Here is a 25,002-nt window from a genome sequence, read left to right as displayed (position 1 = left end):
ATATACCCAAAAGTATCAATTATTTGAGTAATATCATAAAGAAGACTTATTGGTTTTATCACTAAATGATAATAAAACGGCCAAAGCACTAAGCCCAAAAGCACTAATTGCTAATGGAAGCACTCCGTTTGAAAGCTGACTACTAATGGCTGCTCCAATACTTGAGCCGATAAAAAAGAATATTGTACCGTAAACTGATGCAGCTAAGCCTGCATTCTCGCCCATAAATTCTAAAGCTATTGAGCTACTGTTAGGGTCACCTGCGGTTGTGAATGCCATTAGAAGAGCAATAAGTATAAAAAAGTAAATCATTGGTGGAGGATTACCAATGAAAAAAGTAACCAAGACAAGTAAAGCCGAAACAGCAAGATACATTAGTAGTATTACCCGAAGCGTATTTTTGGCCCCAAACTTTCGAGTAAAGAACGAATTGCTCAAAGATAATATAGCCATGAGCAAGCCTATTGTACCAAAAATGATTGGGAATAGCTTGGGACTGTTGTAAATCTCACCGATGATTCGTTCAGAACTTGAAACATAGCTACTCAGTATAGCGAATAAAAGTGTGGCAATAATGGAGTATCGAAGAAAATGCCAGTCTGTAATAATGGATTTGAATTTGGGTAACAAATCTTTGATTGGTAAATGAATTCGGGCTTCTTTGGGATGTGATTCTTTTATGCGGAATGACCAAATAAGCACAATTAAGGCAAAGGTAGGCGGAATCAGAAAAACACATTTCCAAGAATAAAATTTTAATACGAACGCTCCTAAAGCAGGTGCTATAACTGGTGTAAACAAAAATAACGCCAGCACCAACGACATGATTCTGGCCATTTCATCGCCAGCATATTGGTCACGCACAGAGGCTATGGAGGTCATTAATACGGCTGCTGCACCCATACCCGATATAAATCTTAGCACAAACATCCATTCGATATTTGGGGCATAAACCGTAGCAAAACCACAGATAATATATAAAATTACTCCGAATCTGAGGATTGGTAATCGGCCCATTTTATCGGTCAGATAGCCAAAAATTATCTGTGTGATTTGCCCCATAAAAAAAAACGAAATCAGTTTATCAGTTTGTGCGGTTTCTTCAACAATCGAAAAATGACGGCGTAAATCTGCAAATGCAGGAAGCATAATATCAATGCCAAGTGCGGTAAGTACCATCGAACATGAAGTAAAAGCAATAATTTCTTTTGGTACTTTACTGTGGGTTTTCATTTATTATAATGGGTAGGTTTTTGCACAAAGGTAGGGCAGAATTTACACTTTTTAGGTGTGTATGTTAGACAATTTTGAGGGTGATTAAGACAATAAAGCACTGACAAGCCTCGTGAGCCAGTTAGGTGAAGGAATGTAATTTAATCTTGAAAACATTTAATAGATAGTTTTCGAGAAAGAAAGAATTAGATACTGTATTACCATTTAGCACAAACGCTTGTTTTTGCTCGAAATACAGCTCCATTATCAACTTTAAAACCCGGGCCTAATTCTACTGATTTGAAAGCAAAAAAATTGACTAAAGAAGGATTTACTACACTACCAATTGAACTTATTTTATTACCCGAATGATATTCGCCCGTTGATATTGGTTGGTTATTGATGGTCAACGAAGAAGCAGAAGCTAATGTATTAAGTTCACAAATCTGATAAAGTTTACCATTAATGTCGCCCACAAAAAGTTCGCCGTTTACGCTTTCGCCAAAAGTCGAGATTCGAGCGGCAGCATCTTGAAATAGTACTTCACTTACCCAGTTGACACCATCTTTTTTCAAAGAATAAACTTTTCCATTACAAAAATCTGCATAAATATATCTTCCTTGAAGCGGAGGAAAGGCATTGCCTCTATAAACAAATCCACCAGTAATAGAGCAACCTTCGCTGTGTGAATACTCATAAACAGGAAAAGTATAAGCCGATTGAGCCAAACAATTGGCCGAATTATAAGTATGATTGCCTTCGTAGCATCGCCAACCATAGTTTTTACCACCTAAACTCCCTGCTGGCTCTAAATCTATTTCTTCGTATTCATTTTGGCCAACATCGGCTATCCACATATCACCGTTTTGTCTATCAAAGCTAAATCGCCATGGGTTTCGTAAACCTAACGACCAAATTTCGTCCGCATTTCCACCTGCACCATCTGCAAATGGATTTCCAACAGGAATTCCATAAGGCAATGCTCCATTTACATCAATCCGTAGGATTTTACCAAGCAAAGTAGTTTTGTTTTGCCCCATATCAAGCGGGTCGCCACCACTCCCACCATCGCCCGAACTAATGTATAAATAGCCATCGGGTCCAAAATTCAAATCACCACCATTATGATTGGTATAGGGTTGGGAAAAAGTTAGAAGCGTTGTTGCAGAAGTTGTATCAGCAACCGTCGAATCTGTTTGAGATTTTCGATACCTCGCCACAACTGTATTCTGATTTTTATCTATGTAGTTTATGTAAAAATAGCCATTTTGATGATAATTTGGATGAAATGCCAAACCAAGAAGCCCCATCTCACCGCTCCAATTTACCTTAGTCCTGATATCAAGAAAGGGTTTTGCTTGAATTTCATCGCCGGCCGAAATCACCTTTATAACTCCTGATTGTTCGACAATAAATAGTCTATTGTCACGAGCATTTGCAATATCAACAATACTACTAAACTTATTTGATAGCAAGTTTAAACTTAAATTGACCTGGGAATAAGTACTACATACTGGGAAGAAAGCAAGGCAAATGAATGTAAAAATGAATGTTTTCATAGCTAATTATTTTTGAGTAGTAATTTATTACAATTAGCCCGATTTGGCTTTTAAAATAATCATCTATCAACAGCTCAACTTATTTCAGAATAACTACATTTTCATATTACTAAGTATCCGTAATTTATTAATCGCAAACATAACTCTTGAAGGTTTGTATGAGTATATTTCCTAAACCAACATTGGCGATTGTAATATACCTATATACAATATCAAATAAAATATTCTCTGGTAATATATATACGAATAAAACAGTGATTACGTCTATTAGCAAAATCTAAATACACTAATTTTAGCGTTTTTTTATAATTAATCTTAACCCAACCGTGCGATGTTAGGATTAAAACTTTTGAAAGAAGTTAATTGAGATAATCCGTCGATTTTAAGTGAGAAATTTTTTTTGAGTCGTAATTAGATTCCACCATTTTCTAATCGAAAAAAAAAGTTAAAAAATGCTCAGAGTTAAAGCATGAAAATAATCTTTTATTTTTTTTAAATTTCTGAACTTTTTAACAAAGCAAATTTGGACTTTTCAACAAAGTTTCGCTTTATTTTTAAGACTAATTTTGCAACGTAAAACTTAAAAAAACATGGAAAATTCAGCAAACAATAAATTAGTATTAGTTACTGGTGGAACAGGATTTGTAGCCATCGAATGTATTAAACAATTACTCGAAAAAGGTTATCAGGTCAGAACAACCCTTAGGTCTTTGAAAAGAAAAGATGAGATAATAGAAAGTTTAAAAGCAAGTGGAATTCTAACTTTTTACAATCTTACGTTTATCGAAACCGATTTACTAACAGATAAAAATTGGGATAAAGCCGTTGAAGGCTGTGACTATGTTTTGCACGTAGCCTCACCAATACATTTGGAGATTCCGAAAGATGAAAACGAAATGATAAAACCTGCCGTTGAAGGTACACTCCGTGTACTAAAAGCGGCTCGTGATGCGGGCGTAAAAAGAGTTGTTATGACCTCAAATTTTGGAGCGGTTGGCTATAGTCATGCTGATAAGAGTAAAGTCATAACCGAAGAAAATTGGACAAATCCTAACGAAAAAGGGCTTTCGGCGTATAATAAATCAAAAGTAATGGCCGAAAAAGCAGCTTGGGAATTTATAAAAAATGAAGGTCGTGATTTACAACTTTCGGTAATAAACCCTGTAGGTATTTTTGGTCCAGCTTATTCGGCAAAACTCTCGAGCGGATTTGAGTTATTAAAGAAAATACTTGACGGTTCAATGAAAGCTATTCCAAATATCACTATCAGTATTGTTGATGTAAGAGATTTAGCCGATTTACACATCAAAGCCATGACTAACGAAGCTGCCAACGCTCAAAGGTTTTTAGCCTTATCGGATGGAGTAATGACCTTGCCAGATATTGCAATCTTTTTTAAAAAACAACTGGGCGAACAAGGAAATAAAATATCGACAAAAAGATTGCCTGATTGGGTAGTGAAAATTGCAGCGTTGTTTAATTCGCAAGCCAAAGCCCTTGTTCCTATGCTCAGTAAATATCGAGATTCGAGTAATGAAAAAGCAAGAAAAGTACTTGATTGGCAGCCTCGCTCAAAAGAAGAAGCACTTTTAGCAACTGTAGAGAGTTTATTTAAATATAACTTCTGACAAAATGAATGTATCTGAATTAAAATCTTGCTACATCGGTCCACAAATTTCGCCTGAACAATTTATATCAGAGCATTTCTTTTTGTATCTGATAAGCGGCACAATCAATTACTTTGATGGCAATAAAGAATTTAAGGTAAAAACTGGTGATTATGGAATCATACGTCGAAACCATTTAGTAAAATATAACAAAATGTATGACGATGAGCAAAAATTCAAAAAAATCATTGTCACATTCGACCAAGTTTTTCTGAAAAAATTCAACGAACAATATAAATTTCATGTCGGAGAAACTAAAATTAAAGATGCGATTCTTCGACCTAAGCCAACTGTTTTGGTCGAAAACTTTGTTTATTCGCTTACTCCTTACTTCACCCGAGAAGGTGTGATTAATCCCGATTTTTTCGATTTAAAACGAAGCGAATTATTATTGATTTTACTCAAGGAAAATCCTGAATATATTAATATTTTCTTTGACTTCGGAATACCCGAAAAGCTTGATATTGAAGCCTTTATGAATAAAAATTATAAATTTAATGTTAGTATTGAGCGGTTTGCCTACCTTACAGGAAGAAGTCTTTCGGCTTTTAAACGAGATTTTGAAAGAATTTTTAACCAAACACCAAGCCGTTGGTTAGTTCAAAAACGTTTACACGAAGCTCATTTTCTTATCGAAAAGAAAAATAAAAAGCCCACTGAGATTTACCTCGATTTGGGCTTTGAAGATTTATCCCATTTTTCGTTTGCGTTTAAGAAAATGTTTGGTTATTCACCAAGCCAAGTTTAGATTTTATCCGAATCAGCTTCCAGCAAATGGCGTTCCGAAGATTCCAACGGCCAATTCGGCCCAAACTAAAAATAATACCAATAAGATTCCTAAAATCACCCAAACTCTTAGACTGACTTGATTGATTTTTCGGATAGCCAATTCAATCAGTCCTCCTGTTCCGAATAGCAAAATGCCCGCTATTACGAAATCTGAGAGTGTCCAATTTACTTCGCTTGTAAATTGCATAGCCACTAAAGGCAATAATAATAGAAGCCCAGCGGCTGATAAGATAATCGTCAATCGGTTGTTGTTTGCTGTCATAATTTTATGTTTTTAAATATTTAAAAGTACTTTGTAATTCAAAGTAAATGATTATTATTTAAAATTCCAACAAAATTTCAAAAAGTTTTACGGTGAGTAGGTAATTACTAAGTAGCTTATACTCAAAGTTTTCTTCTAATTATCGGCACTTATATTCGCTCAAAAAGCCTTTTTTCTTAATTGTCCACTTTTTCTTTGTGTTTTGTCCACTCTCGAAATTAGTATTTTAGAGTAAATGAAAATTACTTTGTACCATCAAACAATTGCTATTGAGCAAACCCTCGTACCCCAATACAGTATCATTTTTGCTTTGATTGTCTTATTGGATATTCATACGATTATTTTAAGCTGTGCATGAACGGTGAATTGGATTAGAAAATTTCTTACTCCAATATTAAGGCCCCCAATTTGAAATATCCCACAAGCAATCAAGCAATAATGGTATGCTTTCGTGTAGTTAAACATGGAAGTAGATAGAAGCCAAAACAACTATGCTACAAGTCAATCAAGTTTATTAGGGTACAATTCTTCTATACCCTAATAAATTGATTACGCTTTACTCTTCAAGGCCACATTATGCAGGTTACTAAATAGAATGTCCTTTCCGATATTAGAAGTTTTATGCAGTAAAAGTCTCTCAACAACAAAAAATGCTACTAAATACAATGTATTAATTGAATTGTCAACGTTTTAGTGAATTTTGTCCACCTTAAAAATTAGTTTTTTAATACCTCGACTATTTATTTTATCCGAGCAAAACACATATTCTTAAAGGTAAATAGTAGTGTTTCACTTGAAGAAGTGGAATGTACTTTATTCCATGACCAATGAATTGATTAGGTTAGAGAGGAGATATTCTCCTCTCATTAACTTCAAGAAAAATCAATAAGATAATAAGCAAATGGGGCGAAGAAATAATATCATGCCTTCGGCATTTTTCTACAACTCAAATACATTTCAACACAAAAGCCGAAGGCTTGGCTAAATTTTGTAGCGTCAGATTTTAATCCGATGTGAAATCATCAAAACAAACATCTAAAAACCGTAGGTTTGAACAATATCAATGCTTACATCATTTAACGGATTAAAATCCGTTGCTACAATATCAATCAAGCCTACGGCTTTTCTTATTCCTAAGCAAATAAAATCACCAATCAAACCTCAATAACGAAACTCCTTGGCGAGGTAATTTGAAATTTAACTTTAGCGTTCCATTGGTAGTTTTTACATAGCTTGGCGAGGTGAGCAAAGCCAACTGCCCTGCTTTTTCTAAGATGCTGATTTGCTCGGCAGTTGGACTTTCGGGCGAACCCATTTTCTTCCAAACTTCGTACGAATTACTATTTTCGTTGTCGATTCGGTAATGTTTAAAATTGACTTGCTGGGTAGGAAAACCTTTTATATCAACTTCGATTGTGGCATCTTCGGCTTTTAGGTCATCGTCATGATAATGCCAAACCATTACCGCCGCCGAGTGTTGGTCTTTGCTCGCAAGGGCATCAATATCGGCTTTTTTACGTACGCTCGAATCTCGCACCATCGTAAACGTATAATTCTGATTGCCTTTTACCTCTACCCTATCGCCCGACATCATACCGTACATTCTAAAAACATTCAGCACGGGTTTATCAATGCCATTGGTGGCTAAATCTCGGAAACCATAAAAATACGGTTGGTTTTCAAACTCAAACGACCAACTCACTGCTCCCAATAAATTGGCTTTGAAATAATCGGCCAAAGCATATTTTCGAGCAAACGAAGCAGCCGTATAACTTGAATACATTGTGCCGTTTCGATACGCATTTGATGGATTGGTTTTCATGCCACAAGCCGCACAGCCTTCGGGGTCAGACTCGCCAATGATGATGGGCAAATTTTTAAATTTCGGATAAGAAGTAACTATTCGGAAACCTTCCGAAATATCTCGCAGCTGCGTACCTACGTTCATTTGTACGTGTCCATCCACAACTTTTGGAGCTCCTTTGGCATGAAAAGTGATAAAATCGAGCGGCGAACCCACTTTGCCCGTTACGTAATTAGTGCCTGATTCGCAGTGAGTTAGAAAAGTTTTCAAGAAATCGGCCGCTTTATTCCAACTTGGGCCAGTCGTTTCGGGGCCGCCTATTCTGATGGTTGGCAAAGCTCGTTGGGCGGCATCAGCGGTATAATCGTAGAGTTTACAATATTCTTCTACCGTTCCGCTCCAATAGCCAATGTTTGGTTCGTTCCAGAGTTCCCAATACCAACTTTCAACTTCGGCTTTGCCGTATCTTTCAACCGAGTGTTTTACCCACGCATAAACTAAATCGGCCCATTTTTTATAGTCTTTTGGCGGGTACGTCCACCCTTTAAAGATTTCGGTATAATTCATGCCTGGTTTCCAATTATGCTCATAAGGTTGTGGTTTGGTAGAAAGAGCTTCGGGCATAAAACTAAATTGTGCCATTGGCTTGATGCCTCTTTGCTGATAAGTATCAAAAATCTTATCGACAAGCGTCCAGTCATAAATTGGTTTGCCGTTGGCATCTTCGGTATAAACATTGGTCGAACCCCACTTCATTGAAAGCGTATCGTGTCCCGAAGTAAGCATATTATGGGCTCTAAAATAAACAGGTACTGGACTCAGCTGACTTAATTCTGTAAGCAATTTTTTGCCATCTTTCATATAGGCATAATTGGGTTCGTCGGCACCAAACCACGCCCACATCGTTGACATCTTGCCAACTTTTTTATTTAAATCTATTTGGATAGTTGTTTTTTGTGCAAAACTCAGCTGATACACAGCCATGAGCATAAAGAGCACGTGTAGTTTTTTCATTTAATGGGAGGTTGAATAGAGACAGTCACAAATATAATTGGAAATTGATAGTTTAGGTCGGTTGAGGTAAAGAATAAAAGCCGAATGTCTAAAATCTGCTCAACACTCGGCTTTTCATCATTATTCTTCCAGCATCAAACTGGCTTTTGCTTCCAGACTTAATTTATCATTCCACTTGATAAAAAATGGTTTTTCGAGTTGAGCCTCACGGTAAGCATCGGGTATCATAATCGGCACTCCGTGAATGATTGGATACAAACGCTTGCATGTAGGGCAAGTAATGAGCCCTTCATGAATGACATTATTTTCTTTTTCGGTGAAAACCTGAATCGAAAGTTCAGATTTATCAAAGGGGCAACATAGTTTATCAAAAAAACTTTTGGTCATGACTTTAATCGTTTAAAACTGCTGAATAATTCAATACTACTTCGGTTGAGTTCTCGGCATCCATAATGGCTGATACCAAAGCAATGCCATCGAATGATAAATTTTTAAGATTTGGAATTGTGTTTTGATTAATTCCTCCTGCTAAAAATACTTTTTTACTAAAAAACTGACGAGTTTTCTGAATAGTCTCGAAGCTGACGAGTTCGCAACTATTACTGGTTTTTGATGGAAAAACCGAACAATAAGACACATAATCGAGCGAATTTTGCTCAGCCCAACTAAGTTTTTCGGTTTCGTTTGAGCAGGTAAGTCCCCAAATTAAATTGGGGCGTTTTTGTCGGTATTCTTGTATTTTATCATTGGGCAAATCAAGATGAATACCTTCAAAATAAGGTAAATCAAGGCAATCTTGGCCTTCGTTTAAAATCAAAGGCACGCCAGCCAATTGCGTAAGTTGATGAATGCTTGCAATAATTTCGATTTTATTGGCCACATTTTGCCAGTTATTCCACAACTGCACGGCAAAAAGACCACCTTTGAGAGCCATCTCGATTTTATGGAGCAAAACGCTTTGCTCGATGGCGGGGTCGGCGATGAGATAAATACTTTTTTTCATTTCCAACCACGTTTAAATGCTTCAAAAAATGCCGACCAATAAGGGTCGGTTTCGTAGTAAGGCATTGGTTTTATTTCACCATTTTCAATGATTCTATGCCCAGCCGATGCCTCAGTGAAACTCCCAATTACATGGGCTTCAATAGCGTTTTCTCGCAAAGTATTGATTACCAAATCTTCGTATTGATTTTTAACCGAAATTATCATCGAACCAGCTCCAATGCAATAATGAGGGTCGAGCGAAAATACTTCACAAACAGCACTCACCGTAGGCGAAACATTGAGTTTATCAACTTCTATTTCGAGGCCTAAACCGCTTGCAACAGCCATTTCGAAGGCCGCACCCAATACACCTCCTTCAGTAACATCGTGCATGGCATTCACGACATTTTCTTGTGTATTTAACTGATTGACAAGCGAGGCTTCTTTCAAAACTGAGGTTTCGTAAAATAATTCGGCTGCCTTTTGAGCTGTTCCGGCACCTAATTTCTGACGAATAGTTTCGGGAAAAGACATAGCCAAAATAGCCACCGATGACATCGCACATTGCTTGGTCATGATGATTGAATCTCCGACTTGGGCATTATTTGAGGTGAGTATCCGTTTTTTGGGAGCAACCGTTATCATAGTTCCCCCGCCCGAAATAGTCGAATTTTGTCCTTCAATACTACCTGTATGTCCGCCCGTAATTGCTACGCCTATTTGCTTACAAAAGCTATCAATGTGTTGCCAATATTCTCTAAACTGAGCATCGCTGATATTCGTCGGTAAATTCAGCACAGTTTGTAGATACATGGGAGAAAAACTGGTAGTGGCAATATCATTGGCCATCAGATGCACCGAAAGCCACGCTGACTCCTGCAATCCTAAAGTCGGAATCAGACTCAAAGGGTCGGAAGTAAGAGCCATTGCCATATTATTGGGTAGCTCAATAAGTGCCACATCAACGCCAAAATTTGGGCCAACCAATACTTCTTTTCGACTAAAACCGCTATTCGGCAGAATCACTCTTTTGAAATATTCTTCGTTGATTTTTCCTACTTTTTCCATCAGTCCACATCATTGAAGCGTACGAATAAACCAAAGAAATCGCCGTAAGGTACGTGCCATTCTTGCACAGGAAACCATTCGGGTAAGCCCGTTGCTTGCCACTCAATGGTATAGCTTCGCCCTTCGAGTGCTTCGTGGATTTTTCGGGTAAGCATATCAGGCGTATAAAAAGTAGCAGTTACATAAAACGGATTTTTGCCAAAGGCTTCTTGCACTCTTCGTCGGACTACTTTTGGCGAATTCCGATTCATCATGCCAAAGGCAATGCCGTATTTACCTACTCGGGCGGCTTCTCGAATCACCTGCACGGGGTCTCGGTAGTATTCAAAGGTTGTGATAAACGCAAGGGCATCGAAAGTATGGTCTTTGAAAGGCATAAAGTGAGAATCGGCCCAAACTAAGTTTCCGCCAAAAAGATGTACGGCCTGCCCCAGCATAAAAGGCGAAATATCGCCACCCGAGGCATCAATGCCAATTTCTTTCCACCAGCGAGTAAAACGGCCCGTGCCGCAGCCAAATTCGAGAAGTGTCTTTATTCTTGGGTCAGATTTTACGAATCTACCCATAATTTTCTTTTGCCATACTTCGGCTCGTTTGTAACGGCCTTCGTACCAAAGTTCGTAGGTATCGGTGTGTTCACGGTTAAAAAACCATTCTTTTCGGCCTTGCCAATTTCGGAGTGGCGGCTTTACCAAACTTTTTTCGCTTAGTTCTAATTCTTCCATAGTAGTTTTGATAAAAAAATAAACCTCATTTCTGCACCGAATGTTCGAAATGAGGTTTCAAAACGTATATAGAAAAAGGCAAAGCACCAAAGGCTATTCCTCCCGAATATCTTGTTTGGCTCCTGCATTCCTACGCTGGTACTAACCAGTTCAGGTTCTCGGGTATCATCTCAGCTTTTTAAAGCACCCCGTGCATGAAATATGCTACAAATGTAATGATGAAACGAAAGAAACAAAGCAAATGAAGATTAAAATTTCTCTCTTATTTTTGTCTTTTATCAGACATCAAACAATTAAACCTTTTGCCACCGAAAAGGTCTAATTTTTGCAAGAAAACACCAAAAGAAAACTTTATGAAAATAGCCTCACTTTCAATTATTTGCTTCTTATTTACATTTTTTAGTTGTGGAAGATTCAGAGATAAACTAAGACCTTTATCTGATTTTAGGGTCAACGGAACACTTACAGTTGATGGACTTAGCCGCACCTATCTGCTCAATTTACCTCCAAATTATTATGAGTCATCTAATGTTGCTTTAGTTATTGGTTTGCATGGTGGCGGTGGTAGTGCGTCACAAATGGAGACCAACTATTTTCTGACTGAAAAAGCCAACAAAGAAAATTTTGCTATTGTTTATGCCGAAGGTGTACAAAGCGATGGAATACTGAAAGCTCGAACGTGGAATGCAGGTACTTGCTGCGATTATGCAGTAGAAAAGAATATTGATGATGTAAAGTTTATCAGCTTATTGATTGATGAACTCTTGAAAAACTACCCAAACTTGAATCGTAAGAAAGTTTATGTAACAGGAATGTCGAACGGAGCAATGATGTCTTATCGGTTAGCGTGCGAACTCTCAAATAAAATCGCCGCCATTGCTCCAGTAGCTGGCTCAATGGTTATTCAACCATGTGTTTCATCAAGGCCAGTTCCGGTTTTGCACATTCATTCTGTTTTAGATACAAAAGTGCCATATAATGGTGGAAAAAGCACTTTTGGTTTCACGATTCCGCCGATTGAGCAGGGAATTAATACGTGGTTGAAGAATAATTCTTGTAATACTGCGGCCAAAACTGTGCAGAATTTCGAGAAATATACCCTTACTCGCTGGGCAAACTGCACCAATAGTTCGGTAGAAATCTATCTGACCAAAGATGGCGGACACTCGTGGCCAAGTGGCGAAAAAGCCAGGGCTGCTGCCGACGAAATTTCAACAGCTATCAACGCCAACGATGTCATTTGGGATTTTTTTAAGAAATATCAGTTGCCTTGATATTTGTGATTTTATAAGTGCGATTAATGAATTTTATTCATGGCAAAATTTTTGCTCAAAATAGCAAAACAACTTTATTTCATTTTATATGTTCCAAAAACCTTATCGTCATTCCCTCACTACATTCGTATTTTTCATTATAAATCTATACGTTGCCCATTCACAAATAGTAATCCCAGCCAAATATCGTCGTTTTGGACTTCCAAGTATTTATCAAATAGCCGAAGTGATTGATGCACGTAAGGATAAAACTAATATTGGACTGATTTTAAACGAAGCTAAAAAGCAAGTAGATACCGTTCAGTTTGCCGAACCTCTTGAGTTTAACTTAAAAAACACACTTGGTTACTGTATCCCTAAAGGTGAAAACGAGATTAAATATTCATTGGCATTAAAAGTCAATTATGTAGAATTCAACAAAAGAAAAGTAGAAGACCATGAGCGTTTTTGGATTTTTTATGATATTGAACTTTACGTCAAAATACTGATAACACTTACACAAAAGTTTATGATGGAATAGAAATGCTCGAAGGTAGAGCTGATTTTGGACGAACGAAAGATACCGATGAGCAACAATTTTCGACTTTACATTGGTTACTTTGGGAAGAAATTCACACCAAAATTAATGTAATAAAATTCAAGAATCTTTTAAAAAATACCCCTGCTCAAAAATTAGAAATAATTAATCAAACGTATGAATATCTTCCAATATTTAACGCTGATTCCTTACAAAAAGGTAATTATGACTCAGTTGCTGAACTAAACAATAATTCGCCAAGCATAAAAGTCTATGATTTAAAGGAGCCAACTCTTGTAAGTGTTGATTCGACCAACAAAGAAATAAAGCAAATGTTTTATCCAAATAGCTGGTATTATGGTTACTCAAACGGCAAGAGTATTTATCTAAACTATGAAAAAAATGGAACGTTTATTCCAATTGAAAGGCTTGGAACCGTATTTGAAGTCGAAGGGTTTGCCAATAAAATCTATAATATAAAAGAAGTAAAAGATAGAATGATTAGAAATGTTGCTCTCGACGTTTCTCGAACATTTCTATTTCCGACAAGACTCAACGCTGGATTGGCTGCGGCATCGGCAGTAGGTTTATTGGTAAACCTACTAAGAGAATCCCCTAATACACGGTTAGTTATTGACAGTAAACACGAGGGGAAAGTAAAGAAAATGCCTTTTACGATAATTAGAGAGAAATAATTTAGAAATTTGTCATTGTTAAAAATTATTTTAACCTCAATTAAAACTATGAAACGCTTAAAACAACTTGGTAGCTTTGGTGTGGTTTTCGTGCTGCTTTTTACTTCTTGTAGCTTTGCACAAAATTTCAAATATTACGAAGCTCCCGACAAAATCAGAATCGCTTATACCGATACTGGTTCGGGAAAAGCTATCGTTTTGCTGCACGGTTTTATCAATACTGGGGCCAATTGGCGAAAAACAGCCTTATTCAAGGATTTAGTAAAAAATGGTTATCGGGTAATCGTCCCTGACTTACGTGGAAATGGGCGTTCGGATAAACCTCACGAAGATAAATTCTATGCAAACGATATCGAAACGGCTGATGTAGCAGGTATTGTTTCCGACCTAAAAATCAAATCTTATGCAGTTGTAGGTTATTCTCGTGGGGCAATTGTGGCGGCTAAATTACTGACGAAAGACAAGCGAATTTCGCAAGTAGTCTTGGGCGGAATGGGGCAGCATTTTACGAACCCGAATTGGGATAGAAGGCTCATGTTTGCGGCCGCCTTCAATGGAAAATATCACTTATACCCCGAAGCTCAAGGAGCGGTAAAATACGCCAAATCTATCAATGCCGACACTTTGGCTTTGGGACTTCTGCAAAAATACCAGCCCGTAACCTCGCCCAGTGAGTTGCTGAAATTCAAGAAACCAGTGTTGGTTATTGCAGGAAACGAAGATAAAGATAATGGTGACCCCGAAGTTTTGCAGACCTATTTTAAGAACGCCACGCTCAAAATTGTGAAGGGGAATCATAACGGCACTTACAATACCGAAGAGTTTTCGGAGGGAGTTCGGGCATTTTTGAAGTAAAAATATCTTGTACTGACATAGGGTTGTCAGTGAGTGTGTTTTTCTTTGCAGAAAATCAGTTATCTTATGAAAGTACATACGACCAACTACGAAACAGCCTTCATTGCCGTAGCCGACGATTGCCCCGCCAGCATGGGCGAAGTGCCACCAATGAAAGGTGATAAAAAATCAATCGCAAATATTCAGTTTGAGATTTTGAAGAAAAATCCTTACAAATACACATCCGATGATGTACTGTTTCAGGTTTTTGCCGAAAAAAATGATTTAACCGAAGCCGAATTGGCCGAAGCTCGTGCCGCTTATTTTTCTAAGGGACAAGCGTGTTTTAGGGCATCGCCACTCACGAAACGATATGGCTGGGGCGTACACCACAACGAGGCAGGTAAAATTGCCATTTATGGTTGCGAAAGCCCTGAATATGAGCAGTTTATAAACGATGATTCGATAAAAGTCTATAAAGCGATGCGGTCGAATAAATAGATAAAAGCTATCACTACTGATTAATAAGCCAATAAACATTTTTGTTAAATTATGGTTTTCAGTAGTATAAACGACTAACGCTCATGGAAATCGACCACATCTTTATTTTTAGTAACACAAATGGCAGCGAAGCAGATAAGCTCGAAGAATTTGGCTTTACAGAAGGAAGTAGCAGAGTCCATCCTGGGCAAGGTACTGTCAATCGAAAATTTTATTTCGATAATTTTTTCTTAGAAATCTTGTGGGTACATAACGAAACCGAAATAAAAAGTGATTTAATATTGCCCACTAAACTATGGGAACGTGCAAATTTTTCTAATAATATTTATTCACCTCTTGGCTTGTGTTTGGTAAATACGGATGATACCGATGCCTTATTTCGTGATGCAACTAAGTATCAACCTGAATATTTTCCTGAAGGATTGAAGATTGATGTTTTGACCAACGAAACAAACCCCTCACTTCCGTGGACTTTCCGACTACCTTTCAAGGGTGATAAAAAGAAAACTTCTGAACCAACCGAACATTCAAATAATATTAGTCGCCTTACGAAAGCTGAGTTTTCGTTTTTGCCAAACGATACAAGTGCTAATTTTTTAAAAGCATTTGAAAATCAGGCAAATATTTCATTTGTTTCACAACAAGCCCCCTCACTCATACTTATATTTGATGAGCACCGACAAGGCAAAACAAAAATTTTTGACGATTTGAGTTTAATGATTCTGTACTAAACTATTTATTAAAAGGCACTTCATTTACCCAATGAAAACCACGAGTAGTAAGCAAGAAGTTTCTGGGTTTCATTTTCTTCATTGATATTTTTATAGAATCGTTTTTGATTTTTCCTTTCAAGAATAACTTTTCTGAATCTGACAGAGTGTAAGTAAACGCATATTGAGTCGTATCGGTTATGGGAGCTGCGTAGTCATTCATTTGAATAATATGCTTAGTAGAATCGAGTGTAAAATTGACTCGTTTACGTAACCCCTCTTCGTTGGTTACATAAATCATATCTGTGGCTCCTCGGCGGTCGATAAATACTTCTTGCAAACGCAAAGTATCAGTTTCTGAAACTACGTTATTTCGCTCAAATTTTTCTACTTTATAAGGCCCATAAATGGCTGATTTCGGTGCTGAAATAGGTGCAGCATCTTGCCAATTACTATAAAATTGAGCAACGAAAGTAATTCCAATAAACAATACTTTTAGCACGATTCTTCCTATACGAAACCATTTTTTATCGGCAAAAATCTTTATTTCTTGAGTAGCTTGCGTTGGCTGATTCAATACAAAAAATTGCCAAAGGCGTTTGGCATCAGCCGAAAGTAAATAGATACCTATGAGCATCAACCAAAACGAGAAAATCTTGACAGGTACATCAAAAAACAAATTCATCATAAACACATTGAGCATCACGCCCGCACTCAATAATGCACCCAGTGTGGTGGTTCGACGAAAGATTAGTAACAAACCTGCTACAACTTCCATGAGTCCACCGAAAAACTGATACCCCTTCGAGTACGCCATGAATGTCCACAAAAGTCCCATCGGACTCATTTCACCGAGGCGTTCGTAGAGGCGATAAGTCGTAATAGTACCGAATTGCAGTGGGAAAACTTTTACCAAACCATACGAAAGCATGGTGGCAGCCAGATAATAACGTAGGTAGATTCTGAGCCAATAAACCAATTTTTCGTGATTCGCTCGGTTGCGAGCAGCTATCAGCCAAACGATACTCCCGAGCGATGCAATAATGAGAATAGCAAGCTCTTGAAGCCAATTCCAAGTGGTATCGCCACTGCCATTCGGGCGAACGGTTATTTCATCTAAGTCCAAAAATACATTACCTAAAAGGTTGATGATTGGCGTCCAAAACTTTTCAATTAGATTATAGACTGGTTCTCCGATAAAATCTAAAGGAAAAGGGAAGGTATTTAGACCAAAGAATAAAAAGCAAAAATAGAAAATCAGCTTGTGAGCAACTGACCATTTAGTCGTATTTGCCATTGAATTATAGGTTTAGGATAAAAGTGCTGAGTCAGAAAACGTCGAAAATATAAGCATTTTCTATCTCTTTTTCAATTAGTCTTTCACCCAAACACCCATAAAAAAGAAAAAGCTGCACACAATCGTTGCAGCTATTTACCATTTACTAACCTAAACACTATTTATAAACCTATTAATCCTTTAATCGAAAGCGATAAACTCACTTGCGTATTAGATTTTACTGCAATGCTATTAAGGGCGATATTGCTATTCAGATTCAAGAATGTACTGAAATCAATGATTGCCCCTGTTGTGCTTTTGTTAGAAGCAAAATGTAGTTCGTAGTCACCTTCTTCCAAAAATGCTGCCTTAAAATTACCCGAACCATCAACTTTCGCACTCGTTACGGCATTCTTAAAAGTTACTCCGCTTTCGCCTTGTCCTTTTACTTCGGTGCTTTGATTAAAAGTGCCTTTTTTATAAACATATACCACAACTTGCCCATTAGTAGAGGCATTATAATTATCTATTTTACCTACAATTTCTCCCGTAGTGTTTTTATTGACAAGTCGGATAGAAGATTGTAATTCGCCATAAGTCACAAAAGCATAGCTTTTTTTACTGTTAGCGTTCATTTCTTTAATTGATTTTCGTAAATCAAAATCAATCATTAAATCGGTTACGCCATTTTGTGTAATATCAAATTGTTTAGCTGTAATTTCGATTTCTTGTCGGGCATTTCCCGAAATCGCCAAGGCTTCTTTCGAACCATCTGTTTTCTGAACATAACACCCAGGGGCATTTCCGCTGGCATCTTTGGCATAATCAAGAACCAAAGTCAATTTACTGAACGAACCTGTCTGGAATTTCCCATCACCGAGGCTTAAAGAATTACCATTTTGGAGTTGTAATAAATTTACTGTTTTTGGGCCTTTAAAGGCATCATAAACTTTTCCATCAAATCTTACTTCAGTAATGGTCACAAAGGCGGCACTTACACTGCTATCATCAATCGGGGCATCAGTTATGCTTAATCGCACATCTCCTTTCGGAGCATTGGGGTCTTGCTGACTCACTGGTGTTACAGATTCATTTTGTTTTTCGCAAGCTACTTGCATCAAAAAAACACTAACCAGTGCAATGGCTAATTTTAAAGTTTTCATGGACAATCGTTTTAGTTAAAATCTACTTTTTGGGTTACTATTTTAGGCAAAAAGAATATTCCACCCAGATTTTGTATTACAAATGGCCTATTATGTAGAAAAAAATACCCAAATAATAAGAAAAAAATTACCCAAATATTTCATCAGAAATAATGGCATATTGTTTTTACTGGGAAATTACATCACTAATTAATAACCCAAAATGAAAAAAATAATAGTAGGTCTTTTTCTGATTATTGTTTCTCTAACAACCGCTCAAGCCCAATATAAATTGGGTATAGGTGCAAGGCTCAACTACGGCTATGGCCTGAGCGTAAAATATAAAATGAATAATAAAGAAGCAGTTGAAGGTATTTTGTATTCGAGGTGGCAAGGAATAAACGTTACGGGGCTTTATGAAATCCACAAAGCGGCATTTCAGACTCCCAACTGGCGTTGGTACTACGGCGTTGGTGGCCACGTAGGTTTTTGGCGAAATGGAGGTAGATATGGCAATCCGTGGTTTGATAATAACGACAATCATACGGTTATTGGTGCCGACGGAATTTTAGGCCTTGAATATACTTTTCGAGAAATTCCGCTCAATTTAAGTCTTGACTGGAAACCCGCCATCAATCTGATTGGCTATCAAGGAGCATGGCTCGACGACGTAGCTGTTACCGCCCGTATTGCTATCAAATAGCCATATAAATTCAACCGTTAATCATTCGTAAATCTGTATTTATAAAATGATTTATATAAAACTAAAACCATGAGAACCTATTTTATTATCGGATTTATGCTGTTGCTAAGTTCCTGCGATAGCATTGATGTTGTGCCATTATTTAATAAAAATTACTCGATTCGGGGTGAAGAATCGGTTGACATCGAATACGAGGTAAAGAAAAATGAGAAATACGGAGATAATGAACTCCAAAACTATGACATTTATTTACCTAAAAATCAGCCTACTAAAGTACCCGTAATTGTATTACTCCACGGTGGAGGTTGGAGCGAAGGGGATAAGGGTTTTATTAATCCGATTGTAGAGAATCTCCGACAAAAACGCACCAAATGTGCGATTGTTAACGCCAATTACAGACTCACTTTTCAGAAAGGAATCACCTATCAGCAGCAAATAGAAGATATTGGCTTATTGCTAAGAAAATTACAAAAAGATGCTAAATCGCTCAATATTACGCCAAAATTCTTCCTTTTAGGTATTAGTGCGGGTGGACATCTGGCAATGCTCTACTCATATACGGCTGATAATAAAAACTTGGTGGAGGTTGTGGGCGGAATTTCGAGTCCAGCAGATTTAACTTCTGAGCGACTCCGACAAGGACGCATGAACAACGATATTATTAAGCTCGTCGGGCAACCTTTTAGTGAGGAAACCATTGATGAATATCGCTCGGCAAGCCCAGTATTTCAGATAAGAAAAACATCACCTGCTACTATTTTATTTTATGGCGGAAGCGATACGACTGTACCACCCGAACAAGGAGAAAAAATGCAGCAGAAACTTCAGGAAATGAGTAGCAAACACGAGTACCATTTTTATCCTGAGCAATACCACGAATGGGGGAAAATATCCGAAACACTTGATAAAATGCTTGAATTTGCTGATAAATATCTGTAAAATATTAATTACTACGCATCCATAACTAACTGCCGAGGGGGGAAATATCTCCCCTCTTTTTATTTAGCTTTCATCACACTCGCTTTTTCCTTAAACTCAGTCGGTGAAAGATTTTTCTTTTTCTTGAAGATTCGGCAGAAATACGAAAAACTATTAAAACCACTCGCCATATAAGCCTCTTTTACGCTCACTTTAGGATTTCGGAGCATGCTTTCGGCAACTTTTAGGCGTTCTTCAATAATAAAATCATTGGGCGATGAACCAAGTTCGTGCTTGAAGGTTCTATAAAAATTCGACTCGCTCATGTAAGCTTTTTCACTCAACAATTCTACTGATAAATCTTCGGTGATGTTATCTTGTATGTATTTGATAATGAACGAAATACGGTCGTTATTCGAGTCGTGTTGAGCTTTTTTCAGATAAATACTTTTCGATTCTGTTTGCAGGATTCTGATAATCAATTCTTGAATCAGTAAATCGGCAAAAATATCTTTTGAAGGGTGTTTTTCAGCGAAAATAAAGATTAGGCGTTGGAGAATCTGATTAATGGCTACATCATTTGTGAAATGATAATTATAGTCTGTCATGCTCCATTCTTTGCCGTTTTGTTTGGTGCCTCGGTTATTCAATAATTCTACTGTTTCACACAATTTTTCTTCCGAAAAAGCTAAAGCCAAACACTGCGTTGGATTATACTCGGCAGCTTCAGGAAAATCAATGCACATCAGTTCGTTTGAAGGTAAAATCACCGACTCACCTGGCAAAAAACCGAACGAATGGGTGTTTTCTAAGTGCATCACTTTCTTACCTTTTATCATACTGGCCAATACTGGTTCGCTGAATCGAAGCATTACCTGCGATGCTTGTTGGTGTGTCTCGAAAATATTCAGTTCGGCACTATTAAGTGTATGAACAGTTCGGTTTTCGACCAAACTTACCAGCTTACGGCTTTCGTAATGAGATGTATTTAGATTAATCATATTATCGGCTTTTTACTGGTGATACATGTATTCAATAAGTTTGATACCTAACGGCATCAGGTTAATTGTGGTGTTTTTCTTTCTACCAATATTTAATCCCTACGTGATACTTTTCATCAGCAGTTTCTCAGGTATTGCATACTCTAAACAAACCTACCTAATATTATTATTTCCACAAAAAATATAACTATCTAAATTAGCCCCAACACTGCAAATTGATAGGATAGTACAATTGAATATAGAATAGTGCAATCAGTTGACAGAAAAGTGGTACATGACAGCAGAAAAATGACATTCAATATCATTATTACAAGATTTATTTGCACTATCATTTTTCACCTTTAATACTATAAACAATGTCAGCAGTAACAACACAAAAAAGTAATTTGGTAGAAAAACCAAGCTTCAAAACTCACTATGATAATTTTATCGGTGGCAAGTGGGTTGCTCCCGTAAAAAGCGAATATTTTGATGTAACATCACCAGTTGATGGCAAGGTATTTACGCAAGTGGCCCGCTCAACCGAAGAAGATATAAATTTGGCATTAGATGCCGCTTGGGCAGCCGCTCCAAGTTGGGGTTCGTCATCGGCTACAACTCGTAGCAATGTTTTGTTGAAAGTTGCCGACCGCCTTGAGCAAAACCTCAGCCTTTTGGCTCGTGTCGAAACTTGGGATAACGGCAAAGCCATCCGTGAAACAATGGCAGCCGATTTACCTTTGGCAATTGACCACTTCCGTTATTTTGCGGGTGTGATTCGTGCCGAAGAAGGCTCGGCTTCTGAGCTAAACGCCAATACTCTTTCATTGATTATTCACGAACCGCTGGGCGTAGTTGGACAAATCATTCCGTGGAATTTCCCGATTTTGATGGCTGCTTGGAAAATTGCTCCAGCACTGGCAGCGGGTAACTGTATCGTATTGAAACCAGCCGAACAAACGCCCGTAGGAATTTTGGTTTTGGCCGAATTGATTCAAGATTTATTACCAAATGGTGTGTTGAATATCGTGAATGGTTTTGGTATCGAAGCTGGTAAGCCTTTGGCATCGAGTCCACGTATTAATAAAATTGCATTTACGGGCGAAACCACTACTGGTCAGCTAATTATGCAATATGCTTCTAAGAATATCATTCCAGTAACGTTGGAATTAGGTGGAAAATCACCAAATATTTTCTTCAAAAGTATCATGGATGCCGATGATGAGTTTTTTGATAAAGCTCTTGAAGGTGCCTCAATGTTTGCTCTTAATCAAGGAGAAGTATGTACTTGTCCATCAAGAATTTTGGTTGAAGAATCAATCTACGATGCGTTCATTGAGCGTGTAGTTGAGCGTGTAAATGCCATTAAACTTGGCCACCCACTCGACCCAGAAACCATGATGGGGGCTCAAGCATCAAATGACCAATACGAGAAAATCTTGAATTATATTGAAATCGGAAAAGAAGAAGGTGCTGAGGTTTTGACAGGTGGTGCGGCCGCCTATAACGAAGGTTTAGAAGGTGGATATTACATCAAACCAACGATTTTCAAAGGCAATAACAAGATGAGAATTTTCCAAGAAGAAATCTTCGGGCCAGTGGTTTGCGTGACAACTTTCAAAGATGAAGCAGAAGCCATTGCGATTGCCAACGATACACTTTATGGCTTGGGTGCGGGCGTGTGGACACGTGATATGCACCAAGCCTATACGGTAGCGAGAGCCGTGCAGGCGGGTAGAGTTTGGGTAAATTGTTACCACGATTATCCTGCACACGCTCCGTTTGGTGGCTACAAAAAATCGGGTATTGGTCGTGAAAACCACAAAATGATGTTGGCTCACTACCGTAATACGAAAAATATGTTGATTTCGTATGACAAAAACAAACTCGGATTTTTCTGATAATACATAGGTCTAAGGCTAAAATATGAGTAGAGAGAGTCAGTTTTGGCTCTCTCATACTTTTTATATTAAAATCTAATTTAGGAAAAATATGACTATCGAACGAGTGGCTGTAACGCCCGAAGCTACCGAAATTATTGATAAATTGAGAGACCGAAACGGCCCATTGTTTTTTCACCAAAGTGGTGGCTGCTGCGATGGCTCATCGCCGATGTGTTTTCAGGTTGGGGAACTCATGCTCAACGAAAACGATGTAAAACTCGGTACTATCCACGATTGTGATTTTTATATGTCGAGAGACCAATTTGAATATTGGAAACACACGCACCTCACGCTTGATGTAGTCAAAGGCAGAGGAGCAAGTTTTTCGCTCGAAATACCACTCGGAGTGCGTTTTGTGATAAAATCAAGGCTTTTCAGTAAAGAAGAGTCAATGGGTTTGGGGGAAATTTAGATGGCATCCCGAAAACTTATCATTTTCGGGATGCTTTTCTTTAATCCTTATTACTCGCCACAACAGTTTTATCCAACATTTTAGCGGTTTTTACTAACTTTATAAACTCAGCACGGTAGCCTTCTTCGTCTGCACCTTTGGCGTTTTTGGCTAAATCAATTACTTGCTCATAATTGGCCATTCCTTTAAACTCCGATTGGCGTAAAATTAGACCGAATTCAGCAACAGCAATTGCAAATCTAAAGTTTTCGGAGGTTTTATCAAATGACTTTTGTTGGTCGGTTATTACTTTTTCCATCAATTTACTTTTGTTTTCATCGGGTGATTTATAGCGTAATTTGACAGTAAGCACTTCGTTGGATTTAGCAGCTGCAGAAAGGCCGTTTTCGGTTTGGTATTTTAGTTCGTCGATATTTTTCAAGTACGCACTTTCTACGCCCACTGGCACGATTTCGTATAAAGCCGTGACCGTATGACCCGAACCCATTTCACCTGCATCTTTTTTATCATCATTGAAGTCTTCATTACGAAGCATTCGGTTTTCGTAACCAATTAAGCGATAGGCTTTTACGAATTTTGGGTTAAACTCCAATTGCAGTTTCACATCCTTGGCAACCGTAAACATCGTCCCGCCAAATTCATGCACAAAAACCTTTTGGGCTTCTTGCAGATTATCAATATAAGCGTAATTTCCGTTTCCTTTATCGGCCAAAGTTTCCATTTTATTATCCTTATAATTGCCCATTCCGAAGCCTAAAACACTCAAAAATACACCGATATTGCGTTTTTCTTCAATCAAAGCTTTCAATTCTACTTCGCTCGAAACACCCACATTAAAATCGCCATCACTTGCCAAAACCACACGGTTATTTCCACCTTTTATCAAATTTTCGGCAGCAATTTTATACGCCAATTTTATACCTTCACCACCTGCGGTTGAGCCTCCTGCTTGTAGATTTTCGAGTGCATCTTTGATTTTACCTTTATCCGAAGTCGGCGAAAGCACCAAACCCGCCGCACCTGCATAAACCACGATTGAAACTTTATCTTGCGGACGAAGTTGGTCAGTCAATAAATAAAGTGCTTGCTTGACCAAAGGGAGTTTTTCAGGCGAACCCATCGAACCTGATACATCAATCAAGAAAACGAGATTAGATGCAGGAAGATTTTCGGTCGAAATCTTTTGGGCTTGAATACCAATCTGCAATAATTTCAAACCTTTGTTCCACGGCGAATCCGAAAACTCAGTATTTATCGTAACAGGTTCATTTTTAATAGGTTGCGGATAATCATAATCGAAATAATTAACCATTTCTTCGATTCGGATGGCATCTTTTGGTGGCATCGTGCCAGCATTTAACATCCGACGCACATTGCTATATCCTGCTCTATCCACATCAATCGAAAAAGTGGTGAGAGGATTACTTTTTGCTTCTTGAAAAATATTCTCCATCAATGAGTTATACTCTTCGGTATTGAAATCTTCTTTAGGTTTATCAGCCGAATAACGCTTTTTTCGCTCACGATACACGCCACTTTGTTGCACCTGCAAGCCAGACACTCGCCCTTGTAACATCGGACTGGCAGAAGGTATAATTTTATTTTTTGACATTACAGAAACTGCTCCTGTAACATTTCGACGTTGTTGAGTTGAATACCCTACTACTACAACTTCATCCAAAGCGTGTGCATCGTCTTCAAGTTTCACCGTAATTATACTATCTTTTCCAACTTTAACTTCTTTTGTTTTATAGCCGATATAAGTAAAAATCAGTTTTTCACTACCTGCTGGCATCGTAAGCTGAAAGTCGCCATTGGCGTCAGTTTGTGTACCGATACTCGTGCCTTTAACGGCCACCATTACACCGGGTAAGGCTGAGCCATCGCTGCCCGCAAGCACTTTACCTTTGATTGTTCGCTGTGTAGTAAATGCAAAAATGCCAAACACCAACGCAATAAGTACCCAAATTTTCGTTTTCATAATTGTATAAGTTTTGATTTTATACCATTGAT

The 25,002-nt window shown here is 37.9% G+C and carries 24 protein-coding genes and 1 riboswitch; of the genes, 12 read left to right on the top strand and 12 right to left on the bottom strand.

The annotated features are described in order from the left end of the window. Window positions 1–33: 33 nt before the first annotated feature. Window positions 34–1,233: an MFS transporter gene (locus IEX65_RS22325; protein WP_188769509.1), complete on the bottom strand. Its 1,200-nt coding sequence runs from the start codon at window positions 1,231–1,233 to the stop codon at window positions 34–36. Window positions 1,234–1,430: 197 nt separating this feature from the next. After that, on the bottom strand, window positions 1,431–2,771 hold the full coding sequence (locus IEX65_RS22320) for a PQQ-dependent sugar dehydrogenase (protein WP_188769507.1): 1,341 nt from the start codon (window positions 2,769–2,771) through the stop codon (window positions 1,431–1,433). A 590-nt stretch (window positions 2,772–3,361) separates the two neighbouring features. Here IEX65_RS22320 and IEX65_RS22315 point away from each other — a divergent pair. Next, entirely contained in the window at window positions 3,362–4,399 is a 1,038-nt protein-coding gene (locus tag IEX65_RS22315; protein ID WP_188769505.1) for an SDR family oxidoreductase, read from the top strand. 4 nt (window positions 4,400–4,403) lie between these two features. Continuing rightward, window positions 4,404–5,186: a helix-turn-helix domain-containing protein gene (locus IEX65_RS22310; protein WP_188769503.1), complete on the top strand. Its 783-nt coding sequence runs from the start codon at window positions 4,404–4,406 to the stop codon at window positions 5,184–5,186. 12 nt (window positions 5,187–5,198) lie between these two features. Here the strand turns inward: IEX65_RS22310 and IEX65_RS22305 are convergent, their stop codons facing one another. The 6 genes from IEX65_RS22305 to IEX65_RS22280 form a co-directional block, all read right to left on the bottom strand. Then, window positions 5,199–5,489, bottom strand: coding sequence for a hypothetical protein (locus tag IEX65_RS22305; RefSeq protein ID WP_188769501.1), 291 nt, complete (start codon window positions 5,487–5,489; stop codon window positions 5,199–5,201). A 1,147-nt stretch (window positions 5,490–6,636) separates the two neighbouring features. Beyond that, window positions 6,637–8,307: a GH39 family glycosyl hydrolase gene (locus IEX65_RS22300; RefSeq protein WP_188769499.1), complete on the bottom strand. Its 1,671-nt coding sequence runs from the start codon at window positions 8,305–8,307 to the stop codon at window positions 6,637–6,639. A gap of 120 nt (window positions 8,308–8,427) precedes the next feature. Further along, window positions 8,428–8,694: a Trm112 family protein gene (locus IEX65_RS22295; RefSeq protein ID WP_188769497.1), complete on the bottom strand. Its 267-nt coding sequence runs from the start codon at window positions 8,692–8,694 to the stop codon at window positions 8,428–8,430. Window positions 8,695–8,698: 4 nt separating this feature from the next. Beyond that, window positions 8,699–9,310, bottom strand: coding sequence for a thiamine phosphate synthase (locus tag IEX65_RS22290; RefSeq protein WP_188769495.1), 612 nt, complete (start codon window positions 9,308–9,310; stop codon window positions 8,699–8,701). Beyond that, window positions 9,307–10,359, bottom strand: a complete 1,053-nt coding sequence (locus tag IEX65_RS22285; RefSeq protein ID WP_188769493.1) for an AIR synthase family protein — start codon at window positions 10,357–10,359, stop codon at window positions 9,307–9,309. Before IEX65_RS22285 ends, IEX65_RS22290 begins: the two co-directional genes overlap by 4 nt. Further along, window positions 10,359–11,084 (bottom strand): class I SAM-dependent methyltransferase, encoded by a 726-nt coding sequence (locus IEX65_RS22280; RefSeq protein WP_188769491.1) that lies wholly within the window; start codon window positions 11,082–11,084, stop codon window positions 10,359–10,361. The genes IEX65_RS22285 and IEX65_RS22280 overlap by 1 nt, the downstream gene beginning before the upstream one ends. A 110-nt stretch (window positions 11,085–11,194) precedes the next feature. Continuing rightward, window positions 11,195–11,285, bottom strand: a riboswitch (TPP riboswitch). Window positions 11,286–11,437: 152 nt separating this feature from the next. Here IEX65_RS22280 and IEX65_RS22275 point away from each other — a divergent pair. The 6 genes from IEX65_RS22275 (at window position 11,438) to IEX65_RS22250 (ending at window position 15,636) form a co-directional block, all read left to right on the top strand. Beyond that, window positions 11,438–12,358, top strand: a complete 921-nt coding sequence (locus IEX65_RS22275; protein WP_188769489.1) for a CE1 family esterase — start codon at window positions 11,438–11,440, stop codon at window positions 12,356–12,358. Window positions 12,359–12,446: 88 nt separating this feature from the next. Then, window positions 12,447–12,878, top strand: a complete 432-nt coding sequence (locus IEX65_RS22270; RefSeq protein ID WP_188769487.1) for a hypothetical protein — start codon at window positions 12,447–12,449, stop codon at window positions 12,876–12,878. A 2-nt stretch (window positions 12,879–12,880) separates the two neighbouring features. Beyond that, a complete protein-coding gene (locus IEX65_RS22265) occupies window positions 12,881–13,570 on the top strand; it encodes a hypothetical protein (protein ID WP_188769485.1) in 690 nt (229 codons plus the stop codon). A gap of 48 nt (window positions 13,571–13,618) precedes the next feature. After that, entirely contained in the window at window positions 13,619–14,425 is an 807-nt protein-coding gene (locus IEX65_RS22260) for an alpha/beta fold hydrolase (RefSeq protein WP_188769483.1), read from the top strand. A gap of 66 nt (window positions 14,426–14,491) precedes the next feature. After that, complete coding sequence (locus IEX65_RS22255) at window positions 14,492–14,905, top strand: DUF6157 family protein (protein WP_188769482.1); 414 nt, start codon at window positions 14,492–14,494, stop codon at window positions 14,903–14,905. An 83-nt stretch (window positions 14,906–14,988) separates the two neighbouring features. After that, window positions 14,989–15,636 carry a VOC family protein gene (locus IEX65_RS22250; protein ID WP_188769480.1) on the top strand — a complete coding sequence of 216 codons (648 nt, stop codon included), beginning with the start codon at window positions 14,989–14,991 and terminating at the stop codon, window positions 15,634–15,636. Window position 15,637: 1 nt separating this feature from the next. Here IEX65_RS22250 and IEX65_RS22245 read toward each other — a convergent pair whose 3' ends face one another. Further along, entirely contained in the window at window positions 15,638–16,912 is a 1,275-nt protein-coding gene (locus IEX65_RS22245; RefSeq protein ID WP_188769478.1) for a DoxX family protein, read from the bottom strand. A 161-nt stretch (window positions 16,913–17,073) separates the two neighbouring features. After that, window positions 17,074–18,054, bottom strand: coding sequence for a DUF4382 domain-containing protein (locus tag IEX65_RS22240; RefSeq protein ID WP_188769476.1), 981 nt, complete (start codon window positions 18,052–18,054; stop codon window positions 17,074–17,076). Window positions 18,055–18,256: 202 nt separating this feature from the next. Here IEX65_RS22240 and IEX65_RS22235 point away from each other — a divergent pair, with 202 nt between their 5' ends. Both IEX65_RS22235 and IEX65_RS22230 read left to right on the top strand, forming a co-directional pair. After that, window positions 18,257–18,736, top strand: coding sequence for a hypothetical protein (locus IEX65_RS22235; RefSeq protein ID WP_188769474.1), 480 nt, complete (start codon window positions 18,257–18,259; stop codon window positions 18,734–18,736). A gap of 69 nt (window positions 18,737–18,805) precedes the next feature. Further along, a complete protein-coding gene (locus IEX65_RS22230; RefSeq protein ID WP_188769472.1) occupies window positions 18,806–19,675 on the top strand; it encodes an alpha/beta hydrolase in 870 nt (289 codons plus the stop codon). 59 nt (window positions 19,676–19,734) lie between these two features. Here IEX65_RS22230 and IEX65_RS22225 read toward each other — a convergent pair whose 3' ends face one another. After that, a complete protein-coding gene (locus IEX65_RS22225; RefSeq protein WP_188769470.1) occupies window positions 19,735–20,655 on the bottom strand; it encodes an AraC family transcriptional regulator in 921 nt (306 codons plus the stop codon). A gap of 356 nt (window positions 20,656–21,011) precedes the next feature. Here IEX65_RS22225 and IEX65_RS22220 point away from each other — a divergent pair, with 356 nt between their 5' ends. Beyond that, window positions 21,012–22,535 carry an aldehyde dehydrogenase family protein gene (locus IEX65_RS22220; protein WP_188769468.1) on the top strand — a complete coding sequence of 508 codons (1,524 nt, stop codon included), beginning with the start codon at window positions 21,012–21,014 and terminating at the stop codon, window positions 22,533–22,535. 91 nt (window positions 22,536–22,626) lie between these two features. Then, window positions 22,627–22,989 (top strand): DUF779 domain-containing protein, encoded by a 363-nt coding sequence (locus tag IEX65_RS22215; RefSeq protein WP_188769466.1) that lies wholly within the window; start codon window positions 22,627–22,629, stop codon window positions 22,987–22,989. 40 nt (window positions 22,990–23,029) lie between these two features. Here IEX65_RS22215 and IEX65_RS22210 read toward each other — a convergent pair whose 3' ends face one another. Beyond that, window positions 23,030–24,970, bottom strand: coding sequence for a vWA domain-containing protein (locus IEX65_RS22210; RefSeq protein WP_188769464.1), 1,941 nt, complete (start codon window positions 24,968–24,970; stop codon window positions 23,030–23,032). Window positions 24,971–25,002 lie beyond the last annotated feature (32 nt).

Origin of the sequence: Emticicia aquatilis, from assembly GCF_014644295.1 — a bacterium.
Lineage (GTDB): Bacteria > Bacteroidota > Bacteroidia > Cytophagales > Spirosomataceae > Emticicia > Emticicia aquatilis.
Note: the sequence above shows the minus strand (reverse complement) of the source record. Positions and strands in the feature narration are given on the sequence as shown.

Excerpts from the sequence above, each read along its gene's own strand:
- IEX65_RS22325 (WP_188769509.1), bottom strand. The coding sequence starts at position 1,233 with ATGAAAACCCACAGTAAAGTACCAAAAGAAATTATTGCTTTTACTTCA.
- IEX65_RS22320 (WP_188769507.1), bottom strand. The coding sequence starts at position 2,771 with ATGAAAACATTCATTTTTACATTCATTTGCCTTGCTTTCTTCCCAGTA.
- IEX65_RS22315 (WP_188769505.1), top strand. The coding sequence starts at position 3,362 with ATGGAAAATTCAGCAAACAATAAATTAGTATTAGTTACTGGTGGAACA.
- IEX65_RS22310 (WP_188769503.1), top strand. The coding sequence starts at position 4,404 with ATGAATGTATCTGAATTAAAATCTTGCTACATCGGTCCACAAATTTCG.
- IEX65_RS22305 (WP_188769501.1), bottom strand. The coding sequence starts at position 5,489 with ATGACAGCAAACAACAACCGATTGACGATTATCTTATCAGCCGCTGGG.
- IEX65_RS22300 (WP_188769499.1), bottom strand. The coding sequence starts at position 8,307 with ATGAAAAAACTACACGTGCTCTTTATGCTCATGGCTGTGTATCAGCTG.
- IEX65_RS22295 (WP_188769497.1), bottom strand. The coding sequence starts at position 8,694 with ATGACCAAAAGTTTTTTTGATAAACTATGTTGCCCCTTTGATAAATCT.
- IEX65_RS22290 (WP_188769495.1), bottom strand. The coding sequence starts at position 9,310 with ATGAAAAAAAGTATTTATCTCATCGCCGACCCCGCCATCGAGCAAAGC.
- IEX65_RS22285 (WP_188769493.1), bottom strand. The coding sequence starts at position 10,359 with ATGGAAAAAGTAGGAAAAATCAACGAAGAATATTTCAAAAGAGTGATT.
- IEX65_RS22280 (WP_188769491.1), bottom strand. The coding sequence starts at position 11,084 with ATGGAAGAATTAGAACTAAGCGAAAAAAGTTTGGTAAAGCCGCCACTC.
- IEX65_RS22275 (WP_188769489.1), top strand. The coding sequence starts at position 11,438 with ATGAAAATAGCCTCACTTTCAATTATTTGCTTCTTATTTACATTTTTT.
- IEX65_RS22270 (WP_188769487.1), top strand. The coding sequence starts at position 12,447 with ATGTTCCAAAAACCTTATCGTCATTCCCTCACTACATTCGTATTTTTC.
- IEX65_RS22265 (WP_188769485.1), top strand. The coding sequence starts at position 12,881 with ATGCTCGAAGGTAGAGCTGATTTTGGACGAACGAAAGATACCGATGAG.
- IEX65_RS22260 (WP_188769483.1), top strand. The coding sequence starts at position 13,619 with ATGAAACGCTTAAAACAACTTGGTAGCTTTGGTGTGGTTTTCGTGCTG.
- IEX65_RS22255 (WP_188769482.1), top strand. The coding sequence starts at position 14,492 with ATGAAAGTACATACGACCAACTACGAAACAGCCTTCATTGCCGTAGCC.
- IEX65_RS22250 (WP_188769480.1), top strand. The coding sequence starts at position 14,989 with ATGGAAATCGACCACATCTTTATTTTTAGTAACACAAATGGCAGCGAA.
- IEX65_RS22245 (WP_188769478.1), bottom strand. The coding sequence starts at position 16,912 with ATGGCAAATACGACTAAATGGTCAGTTGCTCACAAGCTGATTTTCTAT.
- IEX65_RS22240 (WP_188769476.1), bottom strand. The coding sequence starts at position 18,054 with ATGAAAACTTTAAAATTAGCCATTGCACTGGTTAGTGTTTTTTTGATG.
- IEX65_RS22235 (WP_188769474.1), top strand. The coding sequence starts at position 18,257 with ATGAAAAAAATAATAGTAGGTCTTTTTCTGATTATTGTTTCTCTAACA.
- IEX65_RS22230 (WP_188769472.1), top strand. The coding sequence starts at position 18,806 with ATGAGAACCTATTTTATTATCGGATTTATGCTGTTGCTAAGTTCCTGC.
- IEX65_RS22225 (WP_188769470.1), bottom strand. The coding sequence starts at position 20,655 with ATGATTAATCTAAATACATCTCATTACGAAAGCCGTAAGCTGGTAAGT.
- IEX65_RS22220 (WP_188769468.1), top strand. The coding sequence starts at position 21,012 with ATGTCAGCAGTAACAACACAAAAAAGTAATTTGGTAGAAAAACCAAGC.
- IEX65_RS22215 (WP_188769466.1), top strand. The coding sequence starts at position 22,627 with ATGACTATCGAACGAGTGGCTGTAACGCCCGAAGCTACCGAAATTATT.
- IEX65_RS22210 (WP_188769464.1), bottom strand. The coding sequence starts at position 24,970 with ATGAAAACGAAAATTTGGGTACTTATTGCGTTGGTGTTTGGCATTTTT.